14 protein-coding genes are annotated in these 15,427 nt (G+C 66.7%); 11 read left to right on the top strand and 3 right to left on the bottom strand.

The window, feature by feature from the left end:
* Window positions 1–11 precede the first annotated feature (11 nt).
* The 6 genes from pal to ACFB49_RS19035 all read left to right on the top strand — a co-directional run bounded on the left by pal (window position 12) and on the right by ACFB49_RS19035 (window position 4,551).
* Window positions 12–536 carry a peptidoglycan-associated lipoprotein Pal gene (gene pal, locus ACFB49_RS19010; RefSeq protein WP_380872889.1) on the top strand — a complete coding sequence of 175 codons (525 nt, stop codon included), beginning with the start codon at window positions 12–14 and terminating at the stop codon, window positions 534–536.
* 93 nt (window positions 537–629) lie between these two features.
* On the top strand, window positions 630–1,298 hold the full coding sequence (locus ACFB49_RS19015; RefSeq protein WP_380872890.1) for a pyrimidine 5'-nucleotidase: 669 nt from the start codon (window positions 630–632) through the stop codon (window positions 1,296–1,298).
* A complete protein-coding gene (gene dapD / locus ACFB49_RS19020) occupies window positions 1,298–2,134 on the top strand; it encodes a 2,3,4,5-tetrahydropyridine-2,6-dicarboxylate N-succinyltransferase (protein WP_380872891.1) in 837 nt (278 codons plus the stop codon). The genes ACFB49_RS19015 and dapD overlap by 1 nt, the downstream gene beginning before the upstream one ends.
* A gap of 154 nt (window positions 2,135–2,288) precedes the next feature.
* A complete protein-coding gene (locus ACFB49_RS19025) occupies window positions 2,289–2,921 on the top strand; it encodes a glutathione S-transferase family protein (RefSeq protein WP_380872892.1) in 633 nt (210 codons plus the stop codon).
* A 305-nt stretch (window positions 2,922–3,226) separates the two neighbouring features.
* A complete protein-coding gene (locus ACFB49_RS19030; protein WP_380872893.1) occupies window positions 3,227–3,688 on the top strand; it encodes a carboxymuconolactone decarboxylase family protein in 462 nt (153 codons plus the stop codon).
* On the top strand, window positions 3,688–4,551 hold the full coding sequence (locus ACFB49_RS19035) for a sigma-70 family RNA polymerase sigma factor (protein WP_380872894.1): 864 nt from the start codon (window positions 3,688–3,690) through the stop codon (window positions 4,549–4,551). The genes ACFB49_RS19030 and ACFB49_RS19035 overlap by 1 nt, the downstream gene beginning before the upstream one ends.
* 47 nt (window positions 4,552–4,598) lie before the next feature.
* Here ACFB49_RS19035 and hrpB read toward each other — a convergent pair whose 3' ends face one another.
* Together hrpB and ACFB49_RS19045 are read right to left on the bottom strand one after the other, a co-directional pair.
* Window positions 4,599–7,151 (bottom strand): ATP-dependent helicase HrpB, encoded by a 2,553-nt coding sequence (hrpB, locus tag ACFB49_RS19040; RefSeq protein WP_380872895.1) that lies wholly within the window; start codon window positions 7,149–7,151, stop codon window positions 4,599–4,601.
* A gap of 22 nt (window positions 7,152–7,173) precedes the next feature.
* Window positions 7,174–8,742, bottom strand: a complete 1,569-nt coding sequence (locus ACFB49_RS19045; protein ID WP_380872897.1) for a lysine--tRNA ligase — start codon at window positions 8,740–8,742, stop codon at window positions 7,174–7,176.
* A gap of 99 nt (window positions 8,743–8,841) precedes the next feature.
* Between ACFB49_RS19045 and ACFB49_RS19050 the strand changes: the two genes are divergently transcribed.
* The 5 genes from ACFB49_RS19050 to ACFB49_RS19070 all read left to right on the top strand — a co-directional run bounded on the left by ACFB49_RS19050 (window position 8,842) and on the right by ACFB49_RS19070 (window position 14,708).
* The gene (locus ACFB49_RS19050) at window positions 8,842–9,423 is read left to right on the top strand and encodes a hypothetical protein (RefSeq protein ID WP_380872898.1); all 582 of its coding nucleotides are present in this window, start codon (window positions 8,842–8,844) and stop codon (window positions 9,421–9,423) included.
* A 365-nt stretch (window positions 9,424–9,788) separates the two neighbouring features.
* Window positions 9,789–12,536, top strand: coding sequence for an ATP-dependent DNA helicase (locus tag ACFB49_RS19055; protein ID WP_380872899.1), 2,748 nt, complete (start codon window positions 9,789–9,791; stop codon window positions 12,534–12,536).
* Window positions 12,533–13,078, top strand: coding sequence for a SixA phosphatase family protein (locus tag ACFB49_RS19060; RefSeq protein ID WP_380872900.1), 546 nt, complete (start codon window positions 12,533–12,535; stop codon window positions 13,076–13,078). The genes ACFB49_RS19055 and ACFB49_RS19060 overlap by 4 nt, the downstream gene beginning before the upstream one ends.
* A 140-nt stretch (window positions 13,079–13,218) precedes the next feature.
* Window positions 13,219–14,391, top strand: coding sequence for a cytochrome P450 (locus tag ACFB49_RS19065; protein ID WP_380872901.1), 1,173 nt, complete (start codon window positions 13,219–13,221; stop codon window positions 14,389–14,391).
* Window positions 14,391–14,708 carry a 2Fe-2S iron-sulfur cluster-binding protein gene (locus tag ACFB49_RS19070; protein ID WP_380872903.1) on the top strand — a complete coding sequence of 106 codons (318 nt, stop codon included), beginning with the start codon at window positions 14,391–14,393 and terminating at the stop codon, window positions 14,706–14,708. Before ACFB49_RS19065 ends, ACFB49_RS19070 begins: the two co-directional genes overlap by 1 nt.
* Before the next feature lie 15 nt (window positions 14,709–14,723).
* On the opposite strand, the gene ACFB49_RS19075 is transcribed toward ACFB49_RS19070, so the two are convergent.
* Window positions 14,724–15,308 (bottom strand): calcium-binding protein, encoded by a 585-nt coding sequence (locus tag ACFB49_RS19075; RefSeq protein ID WP_380872904.1) that lies wholly within the window; start codon window positions 15,306–15,308, stop codon window positions 14,724–14,726.
* Between the last annotated feature and the right edge of the window lie 119 nt (window positions 15,309–15,427).

Below are 15,427 nucleotides of genomic sequence, written 5' to 3' on the forward strand. Positions count from 1 at the left end.
AGGAGAACGACATGCAGAACCTGACGACAAAGCTGCTCGTGGCGGCAGCCTTCGTCGCCGTGGCCGGTTGCGCCAAGAAGCCGCCGGAGACGCTGCCGCCTGCCCCGACGGAGACCGCGCCGCCCGCGCAGACGACGCAGCCGGAAGGCCCGGTCGGCTCGACCGTGGTCCCGGGATCGAAGGAAGATTTCCTCCAGCAGGTCGGCTCGGATCGCGTGTTGTTCGACACCGACAAATATGATCTGAACGATGAGGCACGGGCGACGCTCGACCGTCAGGCCCAGTGGCTCGCCAAATATCCCAACGTGCGCATCACGATCGAAGGCCATGCCGACGAACGCGGCACGCGCGAATATAACCTTGCGCTCGGCGACCGCCGCGCCAATTCGGCGAAGAATTATTTCGCGAGCCGGATCGACGCCGCCCGCATCTCGACCGTGAGCTACGGCAAGGAACGCCCGGAAGTGCCGGGTTCCGACGAGAGCGCCTGGGCGCAGAATCGTCGGGCGGTGACGGTCGTCATCACCGGCATGTAATGCCTTCCCCTCCCCGGGCTCCGGCCTGGGGAGGATTTGCCGCAAAGGCGCCGGTTGCCCCGGCGTCGCCACGCCGCTAGACCCCGCGGCGCCATGCTGCCCGCCCTCGCCCATGTCGATTGCTGGATCTTCGATCTGGACAATACGCTCTACCCAGCGTCGGCGGATCTGTTCGGCCTCATCGACATCCGCATGGGGCAGTTCATCCAAAATCTGCTCGGCGTCGACCCGGTCGAGGCGCGGCGCATCCAGAAAAGCTATTTCGTCGAACATGGCACGACCTTGAGCGGCCTGATGACGGCGCATGACATCGACCCGCATGCGTTTCTCGACTTCGTCCACGACATCGAAATGGACGCGATCGCCGAGGACCGCCGGCTGGTGGAAGCCGTGGCACAGTTGCCCGGCCGGAAGCTGATCTTCACCAATGGCGACGAGACCTATGCCCGCCGCGTGCTGGGCAAGCTCGGCCTGTCGGAAAGCTTCGAGGCGATCCACGACATCCACGCCTGCGCCTATCAGCCGAAGCCCGATCCCCGGAGCTACGACATGATGTGCCGCGCGCTCGGCGTACGGCCGGAAACCGCGCTTTTCGTGGAAGACATGGCCCGCAACCTCAAGCCCGCCAAGGCACTGGGGATGACGACGGTGTGGGTGAACAACGGATCGGATTTTGGCGCGCACCAGCACCATCCCGATTACATCGATTTCGAAATCGCCGAAGTCGGCGAATGGCTGCAAACAATATTGGGGACGAAGTGATGAGCGATCTGGCGCAGACGATCGAGGCCGCGTGGGAAGCGCGCGACACGCTGGGTTTCGACACCAAAGGCGAGGTTCGCACCGCCGTCGATGCGGCGCTGGCGCAGCTCGATGCCGGCACCGCGCGTGTCGCCGAGACGGTGGATGGCGAGGTGATCGTCCACCAGTGGCTCAAGAAGGCCGTGCTGCTCTCCTTCCGCCTGAACGACAACGCGCTGATCGCCGGCGCGCCGGGCGAGGCGAACTGGTGGGACAAGGTGCCGAGCAAATTTTCCGGCTGGGGCGAGGCCGAATATCGTGCCGCCGGCTTCCGCTCGGTGCCGGGTGCCGTCGTGCGACGCGGCGCGCATATCTCCAAGGGCGTCGTGCTGATGCCGAGCTTCGTGAATATTGGCGCTTTTGTCGGTGAAGGCTCGATGGTCGACACTTGGGCCACCGTAGGTAGCTGCGCGCAGATCGGCCGCAACGTCCATCTTTCGGGCGGTGTCGGCATCGGCGGCGTGCTGGAACCGTTGCAGGCCAACCCGGTCGTGATCGGCGACGGCGCCTTCATCGGTGCCCGCGCGGAAGTGGCCGAAGGCGTGATCGTCGGCGAGGGCGCGGTGCTCTCCATGGGCGTCTATCTCGGCGCCTCGACCAAGATCATCGACCGCGCGACCGGCGAGATTTTCGTCGGCCGCGTGCCCGATTATGCCGTCGTCGTTCCGGGCAATCTGCCGGGCAAGCCGCTACCGGATGGCACACCGGGGCCGTCGCTTTATTGCGCCGTGATCGTGAAGCGGGTGGATGCGCAGACGCGCGCCAAGACGGGGATCAACGAGCTGCTGCGGGATTGATCGCAATTTTGCGCGGAACGCGCGTGGCGACGCGCGTTCCGTGACGCTTTTTCCTTCCCCCGCCCCACCGCCATCGCGATTCCGCTTGGGGGCCGGGGCGGCGGGGGCCTAGCCTCCCTCGCAGTCCGGTTAGAGGACAAAGGGGGGAACCACCGTGGCGAACATCGTCGTTCATCATCTCGAAAACTCGAAATCGCAGCGCATCCTCTGGCTGCTCGAGGAACTGGAACTGCCCTATGAGGTGGTTCGCTACCAACGGATGATGGGGGCCGCTCCCCCCGAAATGACCAGGGTCCACCCGCTCGGCAAGGCGCCGTCGGTGGAGATTGACGGGCTGGTGATGGCCGAGTCCGCGGCGATCATCCAATATGTGCTGATGCGCTACGGCAAGGGCCGGCTGGCCCCGCCGATGGACTCGCCCGACTATGCGAAGTTCCTGGAGTTGCTGCATTACCCGGAATCCTCGCTGGCGCTGCGGACCCTGCTGCCCTTGTTCATCCGGCTGTTCGGGGTGAGCGCGCCCATGCTGGAGGGCTATGCGAACCATGGGCTTTCGGTGCAGATCGAGCATCTGAACGCGATGCTGAAGGAGAGCGGCCATCTGATCGGCGACAGCTTCACCGCCGCCGACCTGCAACTGACGCACGAGCTGCAATTCCTGAAGGCGCAGGGGCAGATCGACGATCAGCCGATCCTGCTGGACTTCGTCGCGCGGATGGAAGCGCGTGCCGCATGGCAAAGGGCAGTCACCAAGGGCGGGCCGTTCAGCCTCTCCTTCGGGGCCTGACCGCATCCCGAAAGGGGACGAAGTTGAGGAAGTTGAGGATTGCCATGCGCTTCCTCAACTTCTCCCCGATGCGATGTTTCCAACGATGGCAAAGAGCGGCAAGCAACGGAAATTCCGTGCTTCTCTGACATTCCTAACGTGAGGGCGGGGCCGTAGGACAGCGACGGTGACCCGGGCCGAACCCAACAGAGCGTGACGCTCCGTTGGATCGGGCGGGTCCGTGATCCCAAATTTTTCGCAGGCAATGTCACAGCGGATAGAGCTCGCTCGTCAAGGCATCGGAACCAAGGAAAGGACTTCCGACCATGACTGCCAAGCTCGACCCTTATACCGCTGCCCCCCAGTTGATGAAGAGCTGGACGGCGCTGTCCATTTCCGTTGCCGCCAGCCTTGAACCCAGCCTGATCGAACTGGTGAAGATCCGCGCGTCGCAGATCAACCAGTGCGCCAACTGCATCAACATGCACACCGCCGAAGCCCGCGAGAAAGGCGAAACCGAACAGCGCATCTATCTGCTGTCGGCGTGGCGCGAGGCGCCTTATTATACCCCGCGCGAGCGGGCCGCGCTCGGCTGGACCGAGGCCCTGACCCGGCTTTCCGAAGGCCATGCGCATGAAGCGGCCTATGAGGCGCTGAAGGCCGAATTCAGCGAGGAGGAGCAGGTGAAGTTGACCCTGATGATCAACATCATCAACGGCTGGAATCGCATCGCCGTGGGCTTCGGCCTCTGGTACGAGAATGGCGTGCCCGCGAAGGCGACCGCCTAATGACCGGCGCGGTGAGCCACGCCGACGCGGCGGCGAGTTTCGATCCGCTGCGGCCCATGCTCACCCGCGTCGCCTATCGCATGCTCGGCTCGGTCGCCGATGCCGAGGATATGGTGCAGGAGGCCTTCATCCGCTGGATGGGGGCCGACCGAGCCGAGGTGCGCGAACCGGCCGCCTTCCTGCGCCGCACGGTGACGCGGCTCTGCCTCGACCAGCTCAAATCCGCGCGGGCGACGCGCGAAACCTATGTCGGCCCCTGGCTGCCCGATCCGATCGTCGAGGACGAGGATGAGGAACCCGACGTGACCCTGCCGCTGATGCTGGCGCTCGAACGGCTGTCCCCACTCGAACGCGCTGCCTTCCTGCTGCACGACGTATTCGGATTGGGCTTCGACGAGGTGGCGAAAACGATCCAGCGCGATCCCGCGGCGTGCCGGCAGCTTGCCGCGCGGGCACGCGCGCATGTCCGTGATGCCCGTCCTCGTTTTCAGGTGGAAAAGCAGCGTGGATTGGAATTGGCGGCCGCCTTCTTCGCCGCATCCCGCAGCGGCGACATGAGCGCGCTGGGCACCATGCTGGCGGACGATGTCAGCATGCATGCCGATGGCGGCGGGAAGCGGCCAGCGGCGGACAAGCTGGTCATCGGCGCCCGTCAGGTCGTTCAGCTGCACAAGGCGCTCGCCGTCCTGTACGGCAAGCATGGCTCGACCTTGGTCCATACCGGCCTGATCAACGGCCTGCCCGGCATCGTCACCCGCGAGGCGGATGGCGAGCTTCAGACCACCGCTTTCGAGATCGAAGGCGACCGGATCACCGCGATTTATGTGATGCGCAACCCGGACAAACTGCGCCACCTGCATTGAGATCAATTCCGTCATCCCAGCTTCCGCTGGGATGACGATATAGGGAGCTATCGCCCGCTGGCCTTCTTGGTGCGGAGTGTCGGATCGGCACCGGCGGGATCATCGGGCCACGGGTGGCGGGGGTAGCGGCCGCGCATTTCCTTGGCGACGGCGGCCCAACTGCCCGACCAGAAGCCGGGCAGGTCGCGCGTCGTCTGGATCGGCCGGCCGGCCGGCGAGGTGAGACGCAGCACCAGCGGCACGCGGCCATCGGCGAGCATCGGATGGCGGGTGAGCCCGAACAACGCCTGCGGGCGGAGTTCGACGGCGGGGCCGCCGTCCGCGGCATAATCGATCGCGTGACTCGAGCCGGCGGGGGTCGAGAGGCGGGCGGGGGCGAGCCGGTCGACGGCGCGGCCGCCTTCCCAGCCCAGCAGATTTTCGAGCGCCTGGGTGAGATCCCCCGGCTGCACCGCATCGAGACGGCGCTTGCCGGCGACGAGCGGGGTGAGCCAATCGTCGAGCACGGCGATCAGCGCCTCGTCCGACAGATCGGGGAGTGCGGGATCGTGCGGGCGGGCGAAGGCGGCACGCTGACGCAGCGCCTCCCCAGCTTCGGACCAGGGAAGCAAGGCAAGACCATGTTGGCGGACGCCTTCAACAAGAGCGGCGGCGATCGCCTCCTTGTCTGGCGCATCGTCCGGCCCGCCGCCAAGCCGCACCGCGCCGAGCCGGCGTTCGCGGCGTGCGATGACGCCACCGGTCGCAGGATCGAAGCGGACGTCGCGAACCATCTGGATGCGATCGGCGAACAGCGCCTCGACATCGGCCTGGTCGATCGCGGCAGCAGAGAGGATACGCGCGCCGGCGGCCGACCCCTGGGTTTCGGCAACCGCCAGCCATTCGTGACGAGCAAGCGGGGAGAGCGGATCGAGCCTGAAGCCCCGGCCGCCGACAGCGATCCAATTCTCACCCGAGGCGTCGCGGCGGCGGGCGACGCGATCGGGGAAAGCAAGCGCGACGGAGGGGGCTAGCTCTTCTCCCCTCCCTCTAAGGGAGGGGCTGGGGGTGGGTGGCGAGCGGAGCGAGCTTCCCGACCGTTCGGCAAGATCGCCGCCTGCGTCGGCGAGACCCTCCCCCAACCCCTCCCTTACAGGGAGGGGAGTGAGAAGGCGGCGCCACCGTTTTGCGAGTCTGCGCGCAGCCTCGGCGCGCTTGCCACGTTCGCTGCGCCAGCGGCGGAGGCGGAGTTCGAGGTCCGCATCATTGCCGCCAAGGCCACGCTCGGAGAGCAGCACCGCGACTTCGGCAGCGGTGTCGGCCCAGCCGCGGGCTTGCGCTTCGACCAGCATATGGGCGAGGCGCGGGGGCAGCGGCAGCGCGGCGATCGCCTTGCCGTGCGGCGTGGGGCGGCCGTCGGCATCGATCGCGTCCAAGGATGTCAGCCGGGTCCTCGCCTCCGCGACGGCAGCGGCGGGCGGGGGATCGATCCAGCGTAGGCTGGCGGGATCGGCCACGCCCCAGATCGCGCAATCGAGGAGGAGTGCGGAAAGGTCGGCCTCCAATATCTCCGGCGGGTCGAAGCGAGGAAGACCGGCGGTCGCCGCTTCTTCCCAAAGCCGATAGGCGACGCCCGGTGACTGGCGAGCGGCGCGGCCGGCGCGCTGGGTGGCGGCCGCCTGGCTGACGCGTTCGGTGGAAAGGCGGGTGACGCCGGCAGCGCGATCGTAACGCGGGCGGCGGGCGAGGCCGGAATCGACCACGATACGAACGCCATCGAGCGTCAGGCTGGTCTCGGCGATGCTGGTTGCCAGTACGATCTTGCGGATGCCGGCGGGTGACGCAGCGATGGCGGCGCGCTGCTCGGCCGGCTCCAGCGTGCCGTGGAGGCGGTGGATCTCGATCTCGGCGGGCAGGTTGGCGAGGCGCTCGGCAGTGCGCTCGATCTCGGCGACACCGGGAAGGAAGGCGAGCAGGCTGCCCGTCGCTTCCTCGCTCAGCGCGCGGCGGATGGCCGCGGCCATTTCATCCTCGATCCGCGCTTCGGCGCGGCGGCCGATATGGCGGAGATCGAGCGGGTAGCTGCGGCCTTCGGATTCGATGACAGGCGCGCCATCCATCAACGCGGCGAAGCGGGCGCCGTCGAGCGTGGCGGACATCGCCACCAGGCGGAGATCGGGGCGAAGCGCGGCTTGTGCATCGAGCGCTAGCGCCAGGCCGAAATCGCTGTCGAGGCTGCGTTCGTGAACCTCGTCGAACAGCACGGCGGAGACGCCGGGGAGTTCGGGATCGGCCTGGATGCGGTTGCGGAAAATGCCCTCGGTGAGGACGAGGATGCGCGTCGCGGCGGACTGCTTGCTATCGAGGCGCGTCGCATAGCCGATCGTCCGACCCACCGGCTCGCCGGCGAGGAAGGCCATGCGCTCAGCCGCAGCACGCGCGGCGAGGCGGCGGGGCGACAGCAGCAATATCTGCCCGTCGCACCATGCTTCCCGAAGCAGCGCTGGCGCGACTGCGGTCGTCTTGCCCGCGCCCGGCGGGGCGACCAGCACCGCCGAGGACGCATCGCGCAGCGCGCCGATGAGATCGGGCAGGACGGCGTGGATCGGCAGGTCGGTCACACGCCTGTTCCCGCTATATCGATCAGGCCAGCGCCTCGGCGATCAGCCGGCGGCTGTTGGCGAGGCCGTAGAGCTTGATGAAGCTCCCCATGCGCGGTCCCTGGCTGGTGCCGAGCAAGGTCTCGTAGAGCGCCTTGAACCAATCGCGCAGCGCCTCCTTGCCGAAATGCGCCTTGCCGATCTCATAGACCTCATTCTGGATCGCCTCGGCATCGGCCGCGTCGCCGAGCGCTGCCAGCTTGTCGTCCAGTTCCTTGAGCGCGGCCGCCTCCTTCGCGTCCGGCTTGCGGCGGACGAGCGTGGGGGCGACGAAATCGCGATGGTAGGCAAGCGCGTGACCAATCAGCCGGGCAAGCTCGGGATAGGTCGTCGCGTTCGCATCCGGCAGATAATTGCCGAGATAGCCCCACACCTGCGCCTCATCCGCCTCACCGAGCACGCCGACGAGGTTGAGGAGCAGGCCGAAGCTGATCGGCAGCGGCTCCGCCGGCACATCGCCATTGTGGATGTGGTGGACGGGGTTGCCGAGCTTCTGTTCGATCGGCTGGGTGGGGTAATTGGCGCGGAACTGCCAATAATCGTCCACCGCGCGCGGGATCACGCCCATGTGCAGCGACTTCGCCTTCTTGGGCTCGCGATAGGCGAAGAAGGCCAGGCTCTCCTCGGGGCCGTAGGTCAGCCACTGCTCCAGTGACAGGCCATTGCCCTTGGATTTGGAGATCTTCTCGCCCTTCTCGTCGAGGAACATCTCATAATTGAAGCCTTCGGGCGGGCGGGCGCCGAGCACGCGGCAGATCTTGCCGGATTGCGTGACCGAATCGATCAGGTCCTTGCCCGCCATCTCATAATCGACGCCGAGCGCGACCCAGCGCATCGCCCAATCGACCTTCCACTGTAGCTTGGCCCGCCCGCCGAGAATCGACTGGGTGATCGTCTCGCCCTCATCCTCGAAGCGGACGAGGCCCTGATCGGCATCAACCACCTCCACCGGCACCTGGAGGACGATGCCTGTCTTCGCGCTGATCGGCAGCACCGGTGAATAGGTCGCCTGCCGTTCCTTGCGGAGTGTCGGCAGCATCACGTCCATGATGCCCTGATAGTGGCGAAGAACGCTCTTCAGCGTCTCGTCGAACCGGCCCGAGGCATATTGTTCGGTCGCCGACAGGAATTCATATTCGAAGCCGAAGCGATCGAGGAATTCGCGCAGCATCGCATTGTTGTGATGCGCGAAGCTCTCAAACTTCTCGAACGGATCGGGCACCTTGGTCAGCGGTTTGCCGAGATATTCGGCCAGCATTGCCTTGTTCGGCACATTGTCCGGCACCTTGCGCAGGCCGTCCATGTCATCGGAGAAGGCGATCAGCCGCGTCGGCACGTCCGACATCGCCTCGAACGCGCGGCGGACCATGGTGGTGCGCAGCACTTCGTTGAAGGTGCCGATATGCGGCAGGCCCGACGGGCCATAGCCGGTCTCGAACAGCACATGGCCCTTTTCCGGCGCGCCGTTCGGATAGCGCTTGAGGAGCTTGCGGGCTTCCTCAAAGGGCCATGCCTTGCTGTCGAGGGCGCTTGCGCGGAGGTCGTTTGCCATGGGTTCCCGTGTCGATTAGCGTGTTCGGCGACGCCTTAGAGCGATTCCGCGCCGGATGGAAACATTCGGCCGCTTGAGGGCGCGAAGCGAGGGTATCGGATGTCCACCGCGAAGCCCGAGATCATCGACGCCGCGGCGCAATTGCCGGTCGCCTATATGCGCCGGCTCGACCCGATACCCGAACGATCGCTTTATGTGGCGCGGCCGGGCCTGCGGGCGATGCCTTCGGGCAGCCTGATCATGGCAGGCTGCTTCATGCTCCAGCTCTGGACCCTGAGCTTCCTGCTCTGGGCGATGTGGTGGCCGACCCCGCAGACGCCCCGGCTGCTCGCCTTCGCAATTGGCGGGACGGTGACGATCGCGCTGCTGGTGCTGCTCGTCGCCCTGCTGCTGATGCGGCGTTTTCCCGGTTTCGTGCTGGGCGTTGCCCGCGCGCCCTTCATCCGCCTGACCGTCACCGACCGGCGGGTGGTGTGGAGCCTGCCCTGGCACCGCCATCCGCTGATGGAGATCGGCCGCGAGCGCATTTTGGGCGGCATATTGGGCGCGGTGGACGGCAAGGGCCGCGGCAATGCGGCGATGATCCTGATCCATGGCGACCCTGCCGCCGACGTGGACGGCAATATCCATTTCGATCATCTGCCCCAGGTGGAGCAGTTCGTCGCCGCCCTCGCGCGGTAGCGGCGCGAGGAGCGGCAATCACCGATCTAGACGACGCAAAAGAGCGTCAGTCTAGATCATGCTCGTCGACGTGATGGCCACAATTGATGCATGCCGTTTCAGGATCGCCGCTACGGAATTCGGTGCATTCGCAGGTCTCGCAGGGGCCGCCGGCGCCGTTGCGCTGGGCCAATATTGCGCGCTGTTGATTCGTCAGTCTCGTCGGTCCGAACATTCAACTCTCCCTCTCTGACGCGACCCGATTTTTTCATTATCATGTTTTCCCAGAAGCCTGCTATCGTTTCGTAAACGACATGATGTGGACGACGCGATCGTCCCCGCGAGTTGCCGTTCCCCAATCGTTCGCCGGGCGCTAGAGAAGGTTCGTGTCCGCTTCCCTCCCCTGGCCTGCCATCCACGCCACCCATGGCGGCATCTGGATCGCATTTCCGGATGGCGTGACCCGCAGCGCCGGGCGTGGCGAGGCCATCGCGCTCGCCGCCGAGACGCCGGCAGTGCTGCTGAACGCGCCCGTCACCGCAACGCGGCTCGGCTATGGCGAGCTTTCGGGCCTCGACCTGCTCGAACTGTTCGCCTTCGTCCATCCGGGCCGCTTCGCCGTGCCGACGCCAGCAGGAATGGCGCGGGCGCTGGAGCTTGAGCCGCCCGCGGATGATATAGCGGCCCCCGCTTTCCTGCTGCGGGCGGCGCAGATGCTGCTCGATCGACTGGAGTCCAGCGACTGGGCGGAGCGCGAAGGCGCGTGGACGACGGGGCAGGCCTTGTTCCGCCTGCGCTGGCCCTGGGCCAAGGCCGTTACCGATCGCATCGCCCAGCCCGACCGCGCCGAACGCTGGCTGTTTTCGAAGCTGCCGGAATGGGAGGAAGCGCCGCCGCGACCGCAACCGCGGCCTGTGGTGCTGAACGCCGCCGAGACCGACACGATGCTCGCACGGCTGGTGGGCGACGGCGCCGAGCCGCGCGAAGGGCAGCGTGCCTATGCCGCGGCGACAGCGCGGGTATTCGATCCGCGCGTCGCGGAGGGGCGACCGAACATCGTGTTGGCGGAAGCCGGAACGGGCATCGGCAAGACGCTCGGTTATCTGGCGCCCGCCGCCTTGTGGGCCGATCAGGCGGACGGCACGGTCTGGGTTTCGACCTATACCAAGGCGCTGCAACGCCAGCTCGACCGCGAGACCGAGCGGATCTTCCCCAAGCCGATCGACCGCGCGCGGCGCGTCGTGGTGCGCAAGGGCCGCGAAAATTATCTCTGCCTGCTCAATCTTGAGGATGCGCTGCAGGGCGGTTTTCAGGGCCGTGCGGCGATCCTGGCGCAACTGGTGGCGCGCTGGGCGGCCTATAGCCGCGACGGCGACATGGTGGGCGGCGACCTGCCCGGCTGGCTGCCCGCTTTGTTCCGCCGCGCCGGATCGACCGCGCTGACCGACCGGCGGGGCGAGTGCGTCTATGCCGGCTGCCCGCATTACCGAAAATGCTTCATCGAACGCTCGGCGCGCGCGGCCGAGGGGGCCGATCTCGTCATCGCCAACCATGCGCTGGTGATGATCCTGGCCCAGCGCCGCCGCGAGGAAGGTGCGCCGCTCGCCCGTATGGTGTTCGACGAAGGCCATCATCTGTTCGACGCCGCCGATTCGACCTTCGCCGCGGCGCTGACCGGGCAGGAGACGATCGAGCTGCGCCGCTGGATCATCGGCCCCGAAGGCAAATCCCGTGGGCGCAGGCGCGGGCTGGCCGCGCGCCTGTCCGACGTCGCCTCCTATGACGAGGAGGGCGCGCTGGCGATCGACGCCGCGATCGGCGCAGCGGGGGTACTCCCCGCCGACAGTTGGCTCGGCCGGTTGGGCGAAGGCGCGCCGATGGGGCCGATCGAGAAATTGCTCTCCGCCGTGCGCGACACCGTCTACGCCCGCTCGTCGGCAGCCGATGCGGGCTATGGCCTGGAGACGGAAGCCGCGGAACTGGACCCGGCGCTGATCGAGGCAGCGGCGCCCGCGGCCCAGGCGCTGGAAGCGCTCGTCCGTCCGCTCGCGCGGTTGCGCCAGCGGCTGGAGGCGGTGCTGGAGGATGGGCCGGACTGGCTCGACGGGCCGGCGCGCGCGCGGATCGAGGGCTCGATCGCCGGGCTTGCCAACCGCAACCAGCTGCTCGGCGCCTGGGTGTCGCTGCTTGCCCGGCTGGGCGGACCGGTCGACCCCGATTTCGTCGACTGGCTGGCGATCGACCGGATCGAAGGTCGCGAGTTCGACATCGGCCTTCACCGCCACTGGCTGGACCCGACCCGCCCGCTGGCCGAAACCGTTTTGAAGCCGGCACACGGCGTGCTCGTCACTTCGGCGACCCTGCGCGGTAGCGAGGATTGGGCGGCGGCCGAGGCGCGGACGGGGGCGATCCATCTCGACCAGCCGGTTCGCCTGTTCGAGGCTGAGAGCCCGTTCGATTATGCGTCGCGCGCGGAGGTGCTGATCGTCACCGATCTCAAGCGCGGCGACCTCGCCTCGTTGGGCCTTGCCTATGCACGGCTGATTGCAGCGGCGGGCGGGGGGACACTGGGCCTGTTCACCGCGATCCAGCGGCTGAAGGCGGTGCATGCGCGCATTGCCGATCGGCTCGCTCGCGATCGGCTGCCGCTTTATGCCCAGCATGTCGACCCGATCGACACCGGCACCCTCGTCGATATCTTCCGCGACGATCGCCGGGCATCCCTGCTCGGCACCGATGCGCTGCGCGACGGTGTCGACGTGCCGGGCGAATCGCTGCGGTTGGTGGTGATGGAGGGCGTGCCCTGGCCGCGCCCGACGGTGCTGCACGCCGCGCGCCGCGCCGCCGGCGGCGGTGCCGCTTATGACGATCGGGTGGTGCGGGCGCGGCTGGCGCAGGCGTTCGGCCGGCTGATCCGCCGCGCCGACGATCGTGGCGCCTTCGTGCTGCTGTCGGCCGCGACGCCCACGCGCCTGCTCGATGCCTTCCCCGCGGGGGTGCCGGTGCGGCGGCTGACCCTGGACGATGCTGTCGCGCGCGTCGCGGAGATCAACGCTTTCGTCCCCGATATCTTTTCACCGCAACAAGTTTCCGGCATCAGGCTGGATGAAGCCGGACGAGCGGAGAGGGAATGAAGAGGCTGACGCTGCTGCGCCATGCGAAGTCGAGCTGGGACGATCCGGTCGCCCGCGATTTCGATCGTCCGCTGAACGGGCGCGGCCGCCGCGGCGCGCGGTTGATGGGCATGCATATGCGCGACCTTGGGCTGCGCTACGATCTGGTGCTCGCCTCCCCCGCGGTCCGCGTCGTCGAGACGTTGGACGAATTGTGGGAAGGCTATGGCCGGTCGATCCATGTCGAGCTCGACAAACGGATCTATCTGGCGTCGTCGGCCTCTTTGCTCGACGTCATCCACGAAGCGCCCGACACAGCCGACGCCATTTTGATGAGCGGCCATAATCCCGGCATGGAAGAATTGGTGCTGATGCTGGTGCCCGATCGTGCCGATGATGAGGCGCGCGATCAGGTGGAGGAGAAATTCCCCACCGCGGCCCTCGCCGAGATCGAATTCCATGTCGATCATTGGGTGGACATAAAGGCAGGCGCGGGACATCTCGCGCGCTTCATCCGCCCCCGCGATCTCGACCCCGCTTTGGGGCCCGAAGCGCGCGCCTGACGGCGATTGATGGCCGTTATGGTAAAATCGGCCCGATAAGCGACCTGACCGCCGTTTAACCCCGCGCGGCCGCCCGTCTATCCAGTGTCTCCCACAAGCGATCACGACAGAGAATCGCCGGTGGCGGAAGAGGACCGGCGATGCTCGATTATGATCCCTTTGATTATGCGCTGCACGACGATCCCTATGCCACCTATCGCCGGCTGCGGGACGAGGAGCCGGTCTTCCACAACCGCAAGTTCGATTTCTGGGCACTGTCGCGTTATGCCGACTGCCAGGCGGCGGTGCGCAACTTCACATTATTTTCCAGCGCTCAAGGGACGACGCTGGAGCCGATCAAGGCGGAAGTGCCGACGCTGATCAACGCCGATCCGCCGGTGCATACCAAGATGCGTCACCTGATCGCGGGCATGTTCACCCCGGCCAAGGTGGCGGTGCTGGAACAGGGCGTCCGCGACCTCGCGCGCGAGCTGCTGGCGCCGCATCGCGAGACGGGCCGGATCGACGTCATCACCGATTTCGCCGCGAAGCTGCCGATGGCGATCATCTGCCGGCTGCTCGGCTTCCCGAAGGCGGACGAGGACATGCTGCGCAACTGGACCGACACCGTGGTCCACCGCGACGAAGGCGTGTTCGAGATGCCCGACGAAGGCATGCACGCAAGCTATGCGCTCTACGGCTATTTCGCCGAGGACATGAAGCGACGCGCCGCCGAACCGCCCCGCGACGACATCATTGCCGCGCTCATGGCGGCCGAGGCGGCGGGCGAGCTCAGCCATGAGGAGGTGCTGGGCTATATCTTCATCCTGTCGATCGCCGGCAACGAGACGACGACCAAGCTGATCGGCAACATGATGTTCCAGCTCCATCGCCACCCCGACCAGCTTGCGTTGCTCCATGCCGAGCCGGACCTGCTGCCATCGGCCGTGGAGGAGACGATGCGCTTCGACGGGCCAACGCAGATGATGGCGCGAACGACGACGCAGGATGTGCCGCTGCACGATCGCATCATCCCCAAGGGGGCGAAGGTGGCTCTGCTCTTCACCTGTGCCAATCGCGACGAGCGCAAATATGAGCGGGCCGAGGTCTATGACATCCGCCGCAACCCGCGCGACCATCTGGGCTTCGGCGGGGGCCTGCACGCCTGCCTCGGCGCCGCGCTCGCCCGGCTCGAAGCGAAGGTCGCTATGGAAGAGTTGCTGGCGATGACGGGGGATTTCGCGGTCGAGGAAGCGAGGCTGCAACGCATGCATTCGCCACAGGTGCGCGGCTTCACCCATGTCCCGGTCACGTTTGCGGGAGGGCGCGCCTGATGCCGCGGATCACTTACATTCAGCAGGATGGCGAAGCCGTCTCCGCCGATGCCTTCCCGATGATGACGCTGATGGAAACGGCGCTGATGGGCAATGTCGAGGGGATCATCGGCACCTGCGGCGGCATCTGTTCCTGCGCCACCTGCCATGTCTGGATCGAACCGGAATGGGTGGACCAACTGCCGGCGCCGGAGGCCGAGGAGGCCGATATGATCGAGGGCCTCGCCCACCGGCAACCGAACAGCCGGCTGGGCTGTCAGGTGCAGATGAACGAGGCCCTCGACGGTCTCGTCGTGCGGGTGCCGCCGGCCGAATAGCCGGCGGCTTGGTCCTCAGTTGCGAACGGCCTTCCGCTCTTCACGGAAGGAGGCGAAGGCGGCCTTGCGCTCTTCCGGGGTGATCGTGCCGTCCTTGTTGATATCGACCTTGTCGAACCACTGCAGGCGCGCCGTCGACGCTTCGGCCAGCGTCACCTTGCCGTCCTTGTTTGCGTCCGCCGTGGCGAACATCCGGCCGCCGAAGTCACCGCCGCCGCGATGGCCGCGCATGCCATGCTTGCCCTTGCCGCCATGGCCGCCCGGCCCGCGATCGCCACGCATTTCGCGCGCCTTGTCATGGCCGGCATCGAATTCGGCGCGACTGATCTGGCCGTTCTTGTCGCTATCGAGCGCGGCGAAGCGTTCGTCGGCGCGCGCCTTCATCCGCGCATCGCGACCCTGCCTGATCTCGGCTTCGGTGACCGCGCCGTCCTTGTTGAGGTCCATCTTGGCGAAATGATCCTTGACGCTGGCCTCGACCTGCGCGCGGGTTTCCGGCTGGTCGAAGCCGCGCGGGCCGCCCTGGGGCGAAGCCTGCCAGGCGAGCGCGGGGACCGCGACCAGGGCCATAAGCGACGCGCCGATTGCGAATTTCTTCATGGGGTTGTTCCTTCCGTCCTGTCGATCGAATCGTGCGATCTGTTCTGCACGGTCCCTGATTCGCAGGGGCATGTTGCCGCCGATGTTCGACCCTGAAAGCAAGTTTCAACGCTGCAATC

The organism is Sphingomonas sp. DBB INV C78, from assembly GCF_042693015.1.
Classification (GTDB): Bacteria; Pseudomonadota; Alphaproteobacteria; order Sphingomonadales; family Sphingomonadaceae; genus Sphingomonas_E.